This window comes from Pseudomonas sp. LBUM1641 (assembly GCF_059716235.1).
Map to the genome: position 1 here is coordinate 5,833,091 of NZ_CP166815.1, position 13,664 is coordinate 5,846,754.

General features: G+C 60.7%; 12 protein-coding genes. 6 read left to right on the forward strand and 6 right to left on the reverse strand.

Translation table 11 applies throughout. The features are described 5' to 3' along the window. Nucleotides 1-18 precede the first annotated feature (18 nt). Nucleotides 19-2,043 (reverse strand): c-type cytochrome, encoded by a 2,025-nt coding sequence (locus tag ACA046_RS26835; protein WP_497675302.1) that lies wholly within the window; start codon nt 2,041-2,043, stop codon nt 19-21. Nucleotides 2,044-2,266: 223 nt separating this feature from the next. On the opposite strand from ACA046_RS26835, the gene ACA046_RS26840 reads away from it, so the two are divergent. From ACA046_RS26840 to ACA046_RS26855, 4 genes are all read left to right on the forward strand, one after another. Further along, a complete protein-coding gene (locus ACA046_RS26840; protein ID WP_497675303.1) occupies nt 2,267-3,469 on the forward strand; it encodes a pyridoxal phosphate-dependent aminotransferase in 1,203 nt (400 codons plus the stop codon). Nucleotides 3,470-3,508: 39 nt separating this feature from the next. Continuing rightward, the gene (locus ACA046_RS26845) at nt 3,509-3,994 is read left to right on the forward strand and encodes a GNAT family N-acetyltransferase (RefSeq protein ID WP_459023595.1); all 486 of its coding nucleotides are present in this window, start codon (nt 3,509-3,511) and stop codon (nt 3,992-3,994) included. 69 nt (nt 3,995-4,063) lie between these two features. Continuing rightward, nucleotides 4,064-4,561 (forward strand): hypothetical protein, encoded by a 498-nt coding sequence (locus ACA046_RS26850; RefSeq protein ID WP_459023597.1) that lies wholly within the window; start codon nt 4,064-4,066, stop codon nt 4,559-4,561. Nucleotides 4,562-4,634: 73 nt separating this feature from the next. Further along, nucleotides 4,635-5,339 (forward strand): hypothetical protein, encoded by a 705-nt coding sequence (locus ACA046_RS26855; RefSeq protein WP_076015651.1) that lies wholly within the window; start codon nt 4,635-4,637, stop codon nt 5,337-5,339. Between the two features lie 122 nt (nt 5,340-5,461). Here the strand turns inward: ACA046_RS26855 and ptaA are convergent, their stop codons facing one another. From ptaA to glyA, 5 genes are all read right to left on the reverse strand, one after another. Continuing rightward, on the reverse strand, nt 5,462-6,547 hold the full coding sequence (gene ptaA / locus ACA046_RS26860) for a pyoverdine biosynthesis transaminase PtaA (RefSeq protein WP_497675304.1): 1,086 nt from the start codon (nt 6,545-6,547) through the stop codon (nt 5,462-5,464). Nucleotides 6,548-6,696: 149 nt separating this feature from the next. Continuing rightward, nucleotides 6,697-8,139 (reverse strand): c-type cytochrome, encoded by a 1,443-nt coding sequence (locus ACA046_RS26865; protein ID WP_497675305.1) that lies wholly within the window; start codon nt 8,137-8,139, stop codon nt 6,697-6,699. Between the two features lie 3 nt (nt 8,140-8,142). Next, nucleotides 8,143-9,732, reverse strand: coding sequence for a GMC family oxidoreductase (locus tag ACA046_RS26870; protein ID WP_167662841.1), 1,590 nt, complete (start codon nt 9,730-9,732; stop codon nt 8,143-8,145). A gap of 14 nt (nt 9,733-9,746) precedes the next feature. Next, a complete protein-coding gene (locus ACA046_RS26875) occupies nt 9,747-10,283 on the reverse strand; it encodes a sugar dehydrogenase complex small subunit (protein WP_178124240.1) in 537 nt (178 codons plus the stop codon). Between the two features lie 256 nt (nt 10,284-10,539). Beyond that, a complete protein-coding gene (gene glyA / locus ACA046_RS26880; RefSeq protein ID WP_497675306.1) occupies nt 10,540-11,895 on the reverse strand; it encodes a serine hydroxymethyltransferase in 1,356 nt (451 codons plus the stop codon). A gap of 278 nt (nt 11,896-12,173) precedes the next feature. On the opposite strand from glyA, the gene ACA046_RS26885 reads away from it, so the two are divergent. Both ACA046_RS26885 and ACA046_RS26890 read left to right on the forward strand, forming a co-directional pair. Continuing rightward, a complete protein-coding gene (locus ACA046_RS26885) occupies nt 12,174-12,779 on the forward strand; it encodes a helix-turn-helix transcriptional regulator (RefSeq protein ID WP_497675307.1) in 606 nt (201 codons plus the stop codon). Next, entirely contained in the window at nt 12,766-13,662 is an 897-nt protein-coding gene (locus ACA046_RS26890) for a queuosine precursor transporter (RefSeq protein ID WP_497675308.1), read from the forward strand. The genes ACA046_RS26885 and ACA046_RS26890 overlap by 14 nt, the downstream gene beginning before the upstream one ends. Nucleotides 13,663-13,664: the final 2 nt, after the last annotated feature.

The window sequence follows — 13,664 nt, forward strand, 5'->3', positions numbered from 1 at the left end:
TTCGAACAGGTTGTGGGGTTAGTACCGCGCATCCACGGGTTTACCCCCCTTCGGCCAATCCTTCACCTTGTCCGGGAAATCCGGACGAGGTTGTTGGGAGAAGTACGCCGCCACATCCACCGCCTCCTGATCCGACAACCCGCCCTGCCCCAACGGGAATTTCTCGTGGAAGCCAATCGGCATGTTGCGTTTCACGAACGCCGCCGCCGTGTACAGCCGCGCCATCCCCGCCCCGATATTGAACGATTGCTCGCCCCACAATGGCGGGTACACCAACTCGCCATCCGCCCGCGTCAACCCTTGGCCATTGTCGCCATGGCACACCGCGCATTGCTTGGCGTAGACCTGCTTGCCATTCTCCATGTCCGGCTTGATCGCAGGATCGACCTTGCCCACGCCACGCCCGGCGACTTTATCTTCGGGCTGGGTGTTGTTTTTCATCCAGTCGAAGTACGCCACCATCGCCTGCATATCCGCCGATTCCGGCGGCAGTGGCTTGCCATTCATCGAGCGACGGAAGCAGCCGTTGATCCGCACCTCCAGGCTCACTACCTTGCCGGCCCGCGGTGCATAGCTCGGGAAGAACGCCGAGACACCCACAAACGGCGAACCGTCCGCCACGGTGCCGGCGTTGAGATGGCAACTGGTGCAGTTCAAGGCATTGCCCACGTTGTTCGGCAGCAGCGCCTTGGTCTGCAGGTGCAGGCGCATGCCACGCACCACTTGATCGGCATTCGGCGCCGCCAGCAACTCCGCCAGGCGCGGGGTTTCGAACGCTGACGAATCGGTGGTGACCGGGTTGAGCTGGCCGCGCATTTTCTTCACTTGGGCAGCGCTGATGGACGTGCCTTCGTTGCCCCAGCTGCTGCGCACAAAGCTGAGGATTTCAGCGATTTCCTGATCCGCCAACCGGGCAAACCCGGGCATGGTGTAGACCCGTGGATGAGTCGCCGTTTCAGCGGTCTCCCACCCCGTGAGGGTGATGTGCAGCAGTGAAGTCGGGTTGCTGGATGCCACACCCGGATTGCCGGCCAACTGCGGAAACAGCCCTTTCACCCCGCCGCCGTCGCTGCGGTGGCAGTCACTGCAAAACTGCATGTAGCCCAGGCCACCCCGGCTGGTGAACAGGTCCTTGGGCGGGGCAACAGGTTCGTGGGCTACGGCCGGCATCGGCAGGTCATCCTTGCCCGGCGGCAGGGATTTCAAATAGGTAGCGATGGCGGTCAAGTCTGCGTCAGTGAAATGCTGGGTACTGTGATGAATCACATCGGCCATATTGCCCGAGACCGTGGCAAAGCGGTTCTGCCCGGTTTTGAGCAATTGCACGGTGTCTTCCACCGTCCACAGGTTGCGCAGGCTCAAGGCGCGCCAGTGCTCGACAGTCTCCCCGGCCAGGTAGTGCCGACCGCTGCGGCCCGCATCGCTCATGGCCTTTTCCTGGAAGGCAATGCCGCGCGGGGTGTGGCAGGAACCGCAGTGGCCCAGGCCCTGGACCAGGTAAGCGCCCCGGTTAAGCACTTGATCCTTTGCCGGGTCAGGCGCAAACGGCTGCTTGTCGAGGAACGCAAAATTCCACAACGCCAGGCCCCAACGCTGGTTGAACGGGAAGCCCATCTCCGCATCCAGATTGGGTTTGTTCACCGCTTCCACGCCCTGCATCAGGTAAGCGAACAAGGCGCGCATTTCGACCTCGCTCATCTTCGCGTACGACGGGTACGGCATCGCCGGGTACAGGTTCTGCCCCGCGGGCGTCACACCTTCTCGCATCACCCGGTCGAACTGCTCAAAGGTGTACTGGCCGATGCCGGTGTCGCGGTCCGGGGTGATGTTGCTCGAATAGATCGTGCCCATTGGCGTGCTCAACTCAAGCCCGCCGGCCATTTGCGCGCCTTGCTTGGCGGTGTGGCAGGCGATGCAGTCACCCAGTTGGGCAACGTATTTGCCCTGTTCGATCAGCGTGGGGTCGGCTTCGTTGGCGTGCAGGGGAAGGGACAGACACAGCACCACCCCCACAAGGCCCAGACGTGACAGGGGAAAAATCATCGCACTATTCCTTTAATAACCCGGCCTGGGGCGGTCCCCTCGGCGCAGGTCTGCAATCGTTTTTATTGGGTCATCAGGCAGATAACCGGGGCATGGTCAGCCCCAGCTTCGTTGTAGCGGATTTTTTGCGCGCGGCCCTTGATGTAGATCAGGCGCCATGTTCTACAGTGGAACTGAAATTGACTAATTGACGCGGGCATCGATGTCGGCGAGGAGAGCAAGGATGCGTTATTCACCCTTTGTGGGGCGCATTGGCGGCGAATCCGTCAGTGCCTGGGATATTCACTACGCCGCCGCCGAAGCTCAACTGCGTGGCGAAGACGTGATTGTGCTCAGTGTCGGCGACCCGGACTTCGCCACAGACAGCGCGATCTGTGAAACCGCCGTGGACGCCCTGCGCGCCGGGGACACCCACTACACCCATGTGCTCGGCCGCCCGAAACTGCGGGAGGCCATCGCGGCCCGGCAGAGCCTGCTGCAAGGGATTACGGTGCACGCCGACAATATTGCCCTGGTCGCCGGCGCGCAGAATGGCCTGTTCGCGGCCTGCTTGTGCCTGTTCAGCCACGGCGATGAAGTGCTGGTGCCGGAGCCGATGTACCTGACCTACGAAGCCTGTGTCCATGCATCGGGGGCACGCATTACCACCGTCGAACAACCGGCCGCCAACGGCTTTCGCCTGACCCGCACCGCGCTGCAGGCCGCGATTACCGACAAGACCCGGGGCATCGCCCTCGCTACACCGTGCAACCCCACCGGCAACGTCTACTGTCGCGAAGAGCTGGAAGCTGTCGCCGAAGTGGCACGCGCGCACGACCTGTGGGTGATCTGCGATGAGGTGTATGGGCAGCTCATCTATGACGATCAACACCTGAGCATCAGCGCGTTACCCGGCATGTCCGAACGGACAGTGGTGCTCAACAGCCTGTCAAAAAGCCACGCCATGACCGGCTGGCGGGTTGGCTGGGTGGCCGGCCCGCCCACCTTGATCAGCCATCTGGAAAACTTGCTGCTGTGCATGATTTATGGCCTGCCAGGGTTTATCCAGGCGGCGGCGATCAAGGCACTGGAACTGGATGAGGCCGTGGTCAGCGATGCTCGCGCGGTGTATCGGCGCCGGCGTGACCTGGTGGTAAACGAGTTGAGTGCAATCAGCGAGCTGGACTGCCGAATCCCCCAGGCGGGCATGTTCATGCTGGTGGACGTACGCCGCACCGGGCTCACCGGCCGGGAATTCGCCTGGCAACTGTATCGCCAGACCGGCGTATCGGTGCTTGATGCACAGGCCTTTGGCGCCAGCGCCGAGGGGTTTGTAAGGGTTTCGTTTACCGTCGCCGATGACACCCTCAAGGAAGCTTGCCGGCGCATTGCCGGCTTCGTCGAAGAGCTTGGGGCTAGCGCCGCGCCTTTACGTGATCGCCGATAACGGGCATAAAACGCCTTTTGCCCCGTTCGAAGGACTGCCATGTCTCAAGGATTGACCTATCGCCAGGCCCACCTGGACGACCTGCACACCCTGTGCGTGCTGGGCCAGCCGCTGAACCGCCTGCACCACCAGGAGCGGCCCGATATCTACCGTGACGCCACCGATCAGGTGGAGCGCGACCAGTCCCATTGGCGGCCCTGCCTGACCAGCCGGGTTCAGGCGGTGTTTCTTGCCGAGCAGCATGGCGTTGGTGTTGGATTTATCACCGGGCAAATCATCGAGACCGCCAGCCCCTTGCTGCAACCGCTGCGCGTCGCGCGGATCGGTTCGATCTGCGTGCTGGAGGCTCAGCGTGGCCAGGGCATTGGCCGTGAACTGATGGCGCTCGCCGAGCGCTGGGCGATCCGCCAGGGCGCCGGTGATCTGCGCCTGACCGTCTGGGCCTTCAACGAACCGGCGCAGCGGCTGTACGAGGAATTGGGCTACGAAAAACGCGCCTTCGAAATGGGCAAGCGCCTCGGTTAAATCGATGGACAAGCCACGCGCGGCCCGGCGAATATCGACGCCCAACTTCATCAGGCACGGACGCTGACCATGCTCGACATTCTTCAGGGCACGCCCCTTTGGGTGTACGCCGTTTATCTGTGGATCTGCTGGTACGGGATCAAAGCCACCCGCGGCAGCCGCGAAAACCACCGGTCGCTGGTTATCCTGCCGGTGGTGCTGGTGATCTGGTCGCTGCTGTCCATTGAACATTCAACGCTGTCGATCGGCTGCTGGCTGGGCGGTGCCGCCGTGGGCTGCCTGTTGGCGATGGTGATGTTCACCGCCAAGGGTGCAAGCCTCGATGGCCACACGCTGGTGCTGCCCGGCACCTGGAAAATCCTGCTGATCTCCCAACTGTTCTTCGCAGTGAAGTATTACCTCGGTTACCAGCACGCCGTGCATCCGTTGCTGTCGAGCACCGCGCCAATGCTGGCCCTGGCGGGCGGGGCTTCGGGTTTTACCGTTGGGCTGTTTTGCGGGCGGGCGATCAAGCTGCAGCGGGCGTTGGCGTCATTCAACCGCGATGAGGGCATTGTGCTGCCTTGACCTGATCCCCCTCCCCGCTGAAAATGCGCGACGCTTTTCCCGTCTCCCCGTTTACTGAAGTAGTGAAATTTCAATGTCTGATTCCCGTACCGAAGAATCCGTAGTCGCCTTGCAGTCCAAAGCTGAATACGAAAACGCCATCAATCTTTCACAGCACGTGCCGGCGGCCAAGACCATCAGTGAAATGGTGCTGGACGCGTTCCACACCTCCAAGGAAAGCGACCAGATCCGCGAGCTGCGCGTGGCCATCCGCCAGGCCCACGATGCCTTCGACGACGACAAGGCCTACGACCTGATGGGCGAGCTCAAGCAGCTCAAGGACGCCGAAGCCGCCGACAACGCCGCCCTGGAAGACCTCAACACCAAGTTCTCCATCAGCCGCATCCTGTCCAGCTTCAAGGACGACCCGGAGTTCCAGGAGCTGGTCTACGGCCTGGCCCTCAAGGTGCTGAACCAGACACACCAGGCCATCAGCAACCCGAGCGCCGGCAAAGGCAAGGCTTCACGGCCGAAGAAGGAAGCGGAAGTGTTCGCCATCAGCAAGGACGGCATCAGCGTCACCCTGCCGATGCGTTCGCCGCGTTCCAAGCCAAGTGTCGACCGTGAAGCGTTTGAGTTCCTCGGTTTCAGCTTTGTCGGTGAAGGTGATGAGGCTGAACTGGAAGTTGAAACCTTTGTGGATAACTCGGGCGCCGAACAGCCGCTGACGCGTAAAAGCATCATCACTGCGCTGCAGCAGCAGACTGCATTTGATGGCTACAGCATCGCCCAGCAGTAACTCGATCTAAATGTGGGAGCGGGCTTGCTCGCGAAGACGGTGGGTCAGTCACGTATGCATTGACTGACACTCCGCTTTCGCGAGCAAGCCCGCTCCCACATTTGACCTGCGCCGCAGCGAATTCAGCGTACGACCTGAACCGCAAACACCTCGCGAAACCGCTTCATCTCATCAGCATTCCCCACGGTGACCCGCACCCACTGCGGCCAGTTTTGCCACACCCGCCCGATCTTCACGCCCTGCCCGCCCAACCGTTCGATGACCTGCTCCGCCGGCCGCCCCACATCAATCATGAAGCAGTTGCTGTGAGACGCCGTGCACGTGAATCCCCGTGCGCTCAACCAGGCCACCGTTTCATCCCGCAACCTGGTATTAAGCGCCTTGCGTGCAGGCACCAGTTGCGCATCCGTAAGGCTGGCACGACCAGCGAGCAAGCTGGCGGCCGCCGGCACGTTATCCCCACCAAACACCGCCAGTTGCTCCAGCAGCGCCGGATGACCGATCGCCAGCCCCAGGCGCGCACCGGCCAAGCCGTAGATTTTCGAGAACGTACGCAGCACCAGCAAGTCGTCATGCTCCTTGACCCACGCCACGCAACTGGGGGCATCGCTGAACTCGATGTAAGCCTCGTCCACCAGCAAAATGCTGCCTTTGGGTTTATTCGCCAGTGCGTGCTCGATGGCCTTGGTGGGTGTGAGGGTACCGGTGGGATTGTTCGGGTTGCAGAGGTAGATCAGGCCAGGCTGACGGTCAACGGCGAGCATCGCGGGGAGGTCATGGGCGTGGTCGGCGGTGAGGTCTACTTCGTGCACCGGGGCCTTACGCGACTCGGCGGCTTGGCGCGGTACTTCGTAGGATGGCGTGGCCATCACCAGGCTGCGGGTTTCGCTGGTAAACGCCAGCACCGCGTAACGCAACGCGGCCATGGAGCCAGCGAACACCGCCACATGCTCGTCCGAAATCCCTTGCTGTTGGGCAAACGCTTCGGCCAGGGCGTACATGTCCGGATAAGGGTAGCGCCCCGAGGCCGCAATACCGCGCTGCATCGCCTGCCGCGCGGCCGGCGAAGGACCGTAGGGGCTTTCGTTGTAGTTGAGCAGCACCTCGGGCGGCGCCACGGTGGCGCTTGCCTCTGCCCAGTCCAGACGCCCCAGCAGCGGCAAGGCTGCGCCCAGTGCGATCAGGGAACGACGACTCACGTTGACCATGATGACTTCTCCTTGCCGGCTCGCAGCTTCAGGTGCGGAATTCGCGCCCGTTCCTACAGTTGGGTATGACGAGGAAAACATCCGGTGATTTACCCGCCCAACAAAAAGCCCCGCACTTCATACCGAAGGCGGGGCTTTTGTGTTTCTGGCTAGTTGGAATGAAAACGCCGGTTCAACGCGATCCGCTTGGCCTCCACTGCCCGCAGGTGTTTGTGGTGACGCCGCCACAACACCAGCACGATGATCAGCACCAGCAACACCACGCCACCGCCCCACAGCAAATACGGCATCGCCGTGATCAACAACGGCGCGTCCCCACCGCGACGCAAGCTCGTCACTTCTTCGGAACTGACGCTCAGCGCCGGGTTGCCGAAGGTTTGCAGGCTGTAGTTGGCGATGGCGGCGATTTGCGCATCGTTCAGGTCGCCGCCCAGGGCCGGCATGTTCACTGCGCCATCGGCACCTTTACGGTCGATGCCCGCAATGATTGCCATCACCAGGTTGTTGGCCTGGTTGCCGTTGAGCGCGGTGTTGAGGCTCAGGGACGGGTAGAACTTGTCAGCACTGCCCTGCCCATCGCGACCATGGCAACTGGAGCAGGCCGAGTTGTAGAGGCGTGCGCCATCCAGGCCGGTGGCGTCTGCCAATGAGGCTTGATCGCCCTGGCCGGTTTCCAGGGCGCTCATGTCCACCGGCTTGACGTCGCGCACCACCCGCTCGGTCTGCCCGGGATCGCGGATCGGCGGCACGCTGTGCAGGTAGGCGGCCATGGCGTGCAGGTCGCTGTCGCTGAGGAAGCGGAAGCTGTTTTCCACCGCTTCGGCCATACCGCCTGCCGCTTGGGCCTTGTCGGCGAGGTGACCGTTTTTCAGGAAGTTGACCAGGTCGTCCTCGCTCCAGTCGCCGAGGCCACTGACCTTGTCGGAGGTGATGTTGGGCGCAACCCAGCCCCCCAGTTTGGCGCCGGCCAGGTACTGGCTGTTGTCCTCGGCCATCAGGGCATTACGCGGGGTGTGGCAGGCGCCGCAGTGGGCCAGGTTGTCCACCAGGTACTGGCCGCGGCTGGTCTGTTCGGTGGCGCCGGGCTTGGGCACAAAACCCTGGCTGTCGAGGAACACCAGGTTCCAGCCAAACATCAGTTGGCGAATGTTGAATGGGAACGCCAGGTGCGTTTCCGGCACCGGCTGGTCCACGGCTTTGACGCCCTGTTGCAGGTACACGTACAAGGCATGGATGTCGTCATCGCTCATGCCCTGGTACGAGGTGTAAGGCATCGCCGGGTACAGGTGCTGGCCCTTGGCGTTGATGCCTTTGCGCAAGGCGTCCGCCAGTTGCTGCTCGGTGTAGTCGCCGATGCCGTAGGCCTTGGACGGGGTGATGTTGCTGGAGATGATCTTGCCCATGGGCGAGTCGATCACATACCCGCCGGCCAGCGGCGCGCCGCCATGCTCGGCGGTGCGGTGACAGGCTTCGCAATCGCCGGCACGGGCGACATAGGCGCCCTTCTCGATCAGCGCATCCGTATCTTCAGCAGCAAACACCGGCAACGCGGTGAGCAGCAAGGCCAGCAGCGGAAATTTAAGCAATCCCATGACCTAGACCTCCCGCGCAATGATGTCGGCCATTCGGATACTCAGCGCCACGCCGGCCAGGGTCGGGTTGATGGTGCCGGAGGCCGGGATCACCCCGGTGGTGGCGAGGAACAGGTTGGCGTGGTCGTGGGTGCGGCACTCGTGGTTGACCACCGAGTCCTTGGGGTTGGCGCCCATGATCACGGTGCCCATCAGGTGGTCGCGGTTCTGGTAGCCGGTGTTGTCTTCCACCACCGTGCCACCCATCAGCTGCACAAAGTGCGCATAGTCTTCGGTGACACCGGCCTTGGCCGCCTTCACGTAATCGCCCACCTCGTAGTTGACCACCAGCATCGGAATGCCCAGGGCGTCCTTGCGGGTGCGACTCGGGCGCACGGTGTTGGTCGAAAGCGGCAGGGTTTCGTAGACGGTGGAGACATCAACCCAGCGCGCCGCGTCGTGGCGGATGCGCTCGTCCAGTTCCTTGCCGTACACGCCTTGGGCGATCAGGCGCTTGGCCACGGCAATGTTCGGTACGTTGTTGGAAATCGAGTGTTTGACCGACGCCCGTTCCTTGCGGAATTCGCCGTCGCGGCGATTGAAAATCCCGCCTTGCTGCACCGCCCCACGCCCCGGCCACAACGGCTCGTCGGCGATAAATTGCAGGCCTTGCCCAGTGTGGTCCATCAGGTTGCGACCGACCTGGTCGGAGGAGTTGGCCACCTCGGAAATCAGCAGCAGCTTGGGGGTTTCCAGACCGTGGGCGGCAACGATGAAGTACTTGGCGGTGAGCCGCACATCGGCGCCGGTGGAGCTGCGGTAATGGATGGCGACGATCTTGTCGTCCGCGCCTTTTTCCAGCTTGTAGGCGGTGGCGTCGGTGATCAGCTTGGCGCCGGCCTGTTCCGCATGGCGGGCGTGCACGTCGCCGCTGTACATCGCACCGATGGGGCAGACCGGCATGCAGTTGTTGTTGCCGCTGCACGCCGGGCGCCCGTCGTAGGGTTCGGTGGCACGGCCGTTGGGCTCATGGATAAAGTGATAACCGGCCGGGGCCATGCGTTCACGCAGGCGCTGGAACAGGTAGGTATCGCCTTCAGGCGCCATCGGATAGGGGCTTGAGCGCGGCGGGAAAGCGCCGCCGCCCTGCCCGCTCTGGTCCTGGGTGTCACTGCCGCATACGCCCAGGGCAATTTCCGCACGTACGTAATAGGGTTCCAGCTCGCTGTATTCCAGCGGCCAGTCGCGACCTACGCCGTAGAGTGTCTTGAGCTTCATATCGTTGGGCAAGTAACGCCAGCACGCCGCCGCCCAGTGCCAGGTAGTGCCGCCCACCAGTTTCAACATGCCGGGGCGAAACTCGAAAGAACCGGTGTTCTCGATGTATTGCTCATCATAAGAATGATGGGCCCACGGCTCATTCGGATACGGTGAGTTGTAATTGCCCTTGTTCGACGAATTACGGAAGTTCTCGACTATCTTCCAGCGGGGAATATGTTCACCCGCTTCCAGAATAATCACCGACTTGCCGAGTTTGGCCAATTCAAATGCTGCGTTACTGCCTAATGCGCCGGAGCCAACCACGATGACATCGGCGTCAAAATCCTGATTCATATAAGTGCCTTGTCTTAGTCGTTGGCCAGCGTGGCCGGGGGATTAACCCAGTAATTGGTTTTTCCCCGGGAGTACGTCGGGATCACCGTGGCGTCCGCGGTCGGCTGGTAGGCCAGCGCGCCGGTGAAGGTCACCAGCCGCGTGCCGTCGGTGGCGCGCAGGGACACCGGTGTGCCGGTGTAGCCCAGGTACCAGGCCGAAACGATTTTCTGCGTCGTATCCTTGATCACCGGGTCGCGGTAGAACGGGCTGCCGGACAACTGGCCGACGCTGCGCAAGTGATGCTGGCCAACCTTGCCCCACAAGGCTTTCATCTTCTGCGGGAACTCGGGGTCGTTCTGGGTGCACTGGGCCAGGATACGCAAGGACAAGGCGGCATCCAGGCTCGGGCGTTCGAGAAGGAACATCGACAACTGACGGAAGGATTCGATGTCGTCACTGGCGGCACTGCTGACTTCCTGCGCCAACGCAACACCGGCCCACAGCGGGGCAAACAGGCCGGCACCGGTCAAGGCTGCGCCTGAGTACAGGAGTTTTCTTCGGGTTATCACGGGGTATCTCCTCATGAGTCGAACAACTATCGGCGCAGAGGCCAAGTTCGACTTCACTGCAAAAGGCTGAGTACTTCGTTCACGGAGGTTGAACGGACTTTAAGAGCCCTTTTTATAACTGCCAGGAGAACGCCAAGCTGTCATGCAGCTTGTTAATTATGGATATGAGCAATAACGCGACCGTCTATAACAGCCGCTTAAACACCCTACAGCAATTTATCCCGCAATAATATGAAACATCCCCTCGGATATTCGCTCAGTTGTGCAGGTAATCCGCGAGAGGATACTTCGCGCACAAGGTTTGGGCCTGCAAACGCAGGGATTCCTGAGCATTGGGATCAAGGGTGAACTTGTGCTCGTTGAGGGGCGTGACGGCATCGAGTACCCGGCACACCAACTCGATGACCTGACGGCATCCGTGGGCGTCTATGTTGCGTTGCGCCAGTGAGCCGGTGCCGATACACAACCCGCCAGCGACGAATGACGGTCGCGTCTCCCCCGGTGCGCGATGTTTATCCACGATGATGCCGCACTGCTCCAGGGCCGCCTGGGCGATGGAGCCGGTGATGCCACCACGCAAGCGGATCAGCACCGAGTGGTTTTCACTGCGTCCGCCCACCACCTCGTAGTCGCAGGCCTGAAACGCATTGGCCAGATCGTCGGCCGTGGTGCGAATCCGCGCCATCCAGGCGTCGAAATCCGCTGACATGGCGTAGCCGAACGCGGCCGCCTTTGCCGCGATCATGTTGAAGGCCGGTGCGCCCTGCATTCGTGGGAACACGGCTTGGTCGAGGAGACGACTGAAGGTGGTTTTAAGGCCGGGCACCTTGGTTTCAGCGTCGCGACCGGAAAGGATCAGACCGCCGCGAGGGCCGCCAAGCTGCTGGTGGGTGCACAGCGTGGTGACATGAGCCGCGTTGATCGGGCTTGGATGACGCCCGGTGGCGACCAGGCCGGCGATGCTCGAAATGTCCGCCAGCAGGATCGCCCCGGCTTCGTCGGCAATCCCGCGGAACCGCTCGAAATCGATGACGTGCGAGTAAGCCGTCGCCCCGCAGATGATCACGCGCGGGCGATGGGCCAGCGCCAGTGTGCGCACCTGTTCGTAGTCGATAACGCCTTTGGAGGTGGTGCCGTATCTGAGCGCCTTGTAGTACGCCCCGGTGAACGCGACAGGGCTGCTATGGCTCAGGTGCCCGCCGTGATCGGTGGCCATGCCGAGCACCGTGTCTCCCGGCTCCAGCAAGGCCGCCAGCACCTGGTAGATCGCAGTCGACCCCGAGTGTGATTGCACGCCGGCGTAGTGCGCACCGAACAGCTCACACGCTCGGCGGACAGCCAGGGCTTCGACCCGGTCGGCGTTCTCGCACCCGGCGTGATGGCGCCAGCCAAGGGCGCCCTCGGCGGTCACATTGACCAGCAGCGAGGCGGACGCCGCCAGGATGTGCGGTTTCACTGCACAGGACGAAGCAGCCAATGACAAGGTCTGGTGTTGGCGCATGACTTCCGCATCCAGCAGCCCCGCCAGCTCCGCGTCCTCTGCACGTAAATCCGCCAGCCCTCGTTGCAGCAGACCGGACTGGTGGGTAAGGGTTTGCGTGTGGACTGTCATAGTCTTGGGTTCCTTCCCTGAAAATCGACTTCGCCTTTCCATTCGGCGCAGGGCAATTAAGCAGAAAAATGAACATTTTCCAAATTAAATGATTCTTTTCGGCTGCACACACGGGGACAAGACGCGGTTTTTTCTGGCTGGGTGATGGCCAATCGCCAAAAAACTGATCACGGTCTTTATTCTTGTAGCGGGCGCATGCAACACTTCGCGCCGCGGCGAAGCACGCGACCCAGCGCAACATGGACGCTCTGTGTAAAACATAAGGAAGTGGTGGGCATTTGATTCACAGAAAAGAACGCACCGAGTATTTGAAGAGCAATATCAAATACCTGATCAAAAGCCGCGGAGAAACGCAGCTGTCGTTGTGCAACTCGGCCGGCCTGACCAGAACCACGATCTACAACATTCTGGAAGGCAAGGTCGTCAACGTTCAGCAGTCCACCATCCGCAAGATCTCGGATTTCTTTGGCGTGTCCTATGAAGAAATCGAGACCCTCGACTTTGAAGAAAAAGAGATCATCGACAGCAGTATTTCCCCCCAGGGAAATATGAACCCCGCCGCCGTGCCGATCATCAAGCAAAGCCAGGTCATGGCAAGCATGGACAAGCGCATCGGCGAACTGGCCACGCTGTACCCGCTGACTTACTACTTCGGCACTTCCTATAACTTGATCGCTGTGCTGCTGGAGCATGCAATTACCGGCGTCAACGAGCCGGGCGATTTGTTGATCGTGCAGAAAGGCACGTCGAGCGACGACAAGGAAAAGTTGGTCTACGACAGAGTCAGCAAAAAACTATTTATCACGGATGAAGCGTGTATCAGCTCGGATCGTATCTGTGTGGTGGGAGATATCATCGAGGAGCGCTTCAATGACAACGTATGAGAACGAAGTCGAGAACAGTAAATATAAATTACTGGGTTTTGAGAATGACAAGAGCCTGGCGGTGATCATGGTGATCGCCACGGGCAAGATCATTCGGATAAAGCTGAGCGAAGTGCTGAACAGCGAAATCATGGACAATTTAAATAAAATGGAAGTCAAGAACATGTACAAGAAGTTCTATTCACAAGGCGGAGCGCTCACCGCGTACGACATCAACGACCGCAACGAGAACTCATGGATGATTTATATCATCCTGAACCTGCTGCTCTTTACGTTCTATATCTTCACCAGCATTGCAGCGACCAAACCTATTTACCTGGAGTCGCTGGGCATCATCGTCACACCCGGCACGTTTCTCTACCCGCTGACGTTTCTGATCGTGGACTTGCTCAACGAACAATTCGGCCTCCGGCTGGCGAGACGGGCCATCCTGTTTGCGTTTGCCAGTAACGCGATGATCATCATCCTGCTCTACGGCTCGACCTTCCTCCCCGGCTTGCCAGGCTGGAAACTCGACGGGCCGTATAACGATGTGATCATCCAGGTGTCGTCGGTGCTGATCGCCTCCTCGGTTTCGTTCCTGGTGTCGGAGAACATCAACTCGTACCTGCTGTGCAAGATCAAAGAGCTGACCAACTCCAAGTACCTGTTCCTGCGCATTTTCCTGAGTACGTTCTTCGCGGTGATTATCGACAGTTTCCTGTTCTGCTTCATCGCGTTCTACGGCGCCATGCAGACCAGCGACATCCTGAACATGATCTACGTGCAGATCGCGATCAAGGTCTGCTTTGCCTTCATCAACATCCTGCCGGCCTACGGTGCCCGCTCGCTGTTCAAGCGCTATATCACGGGCGATAACCAGGCGCCACAACAAGCCAGCTGATG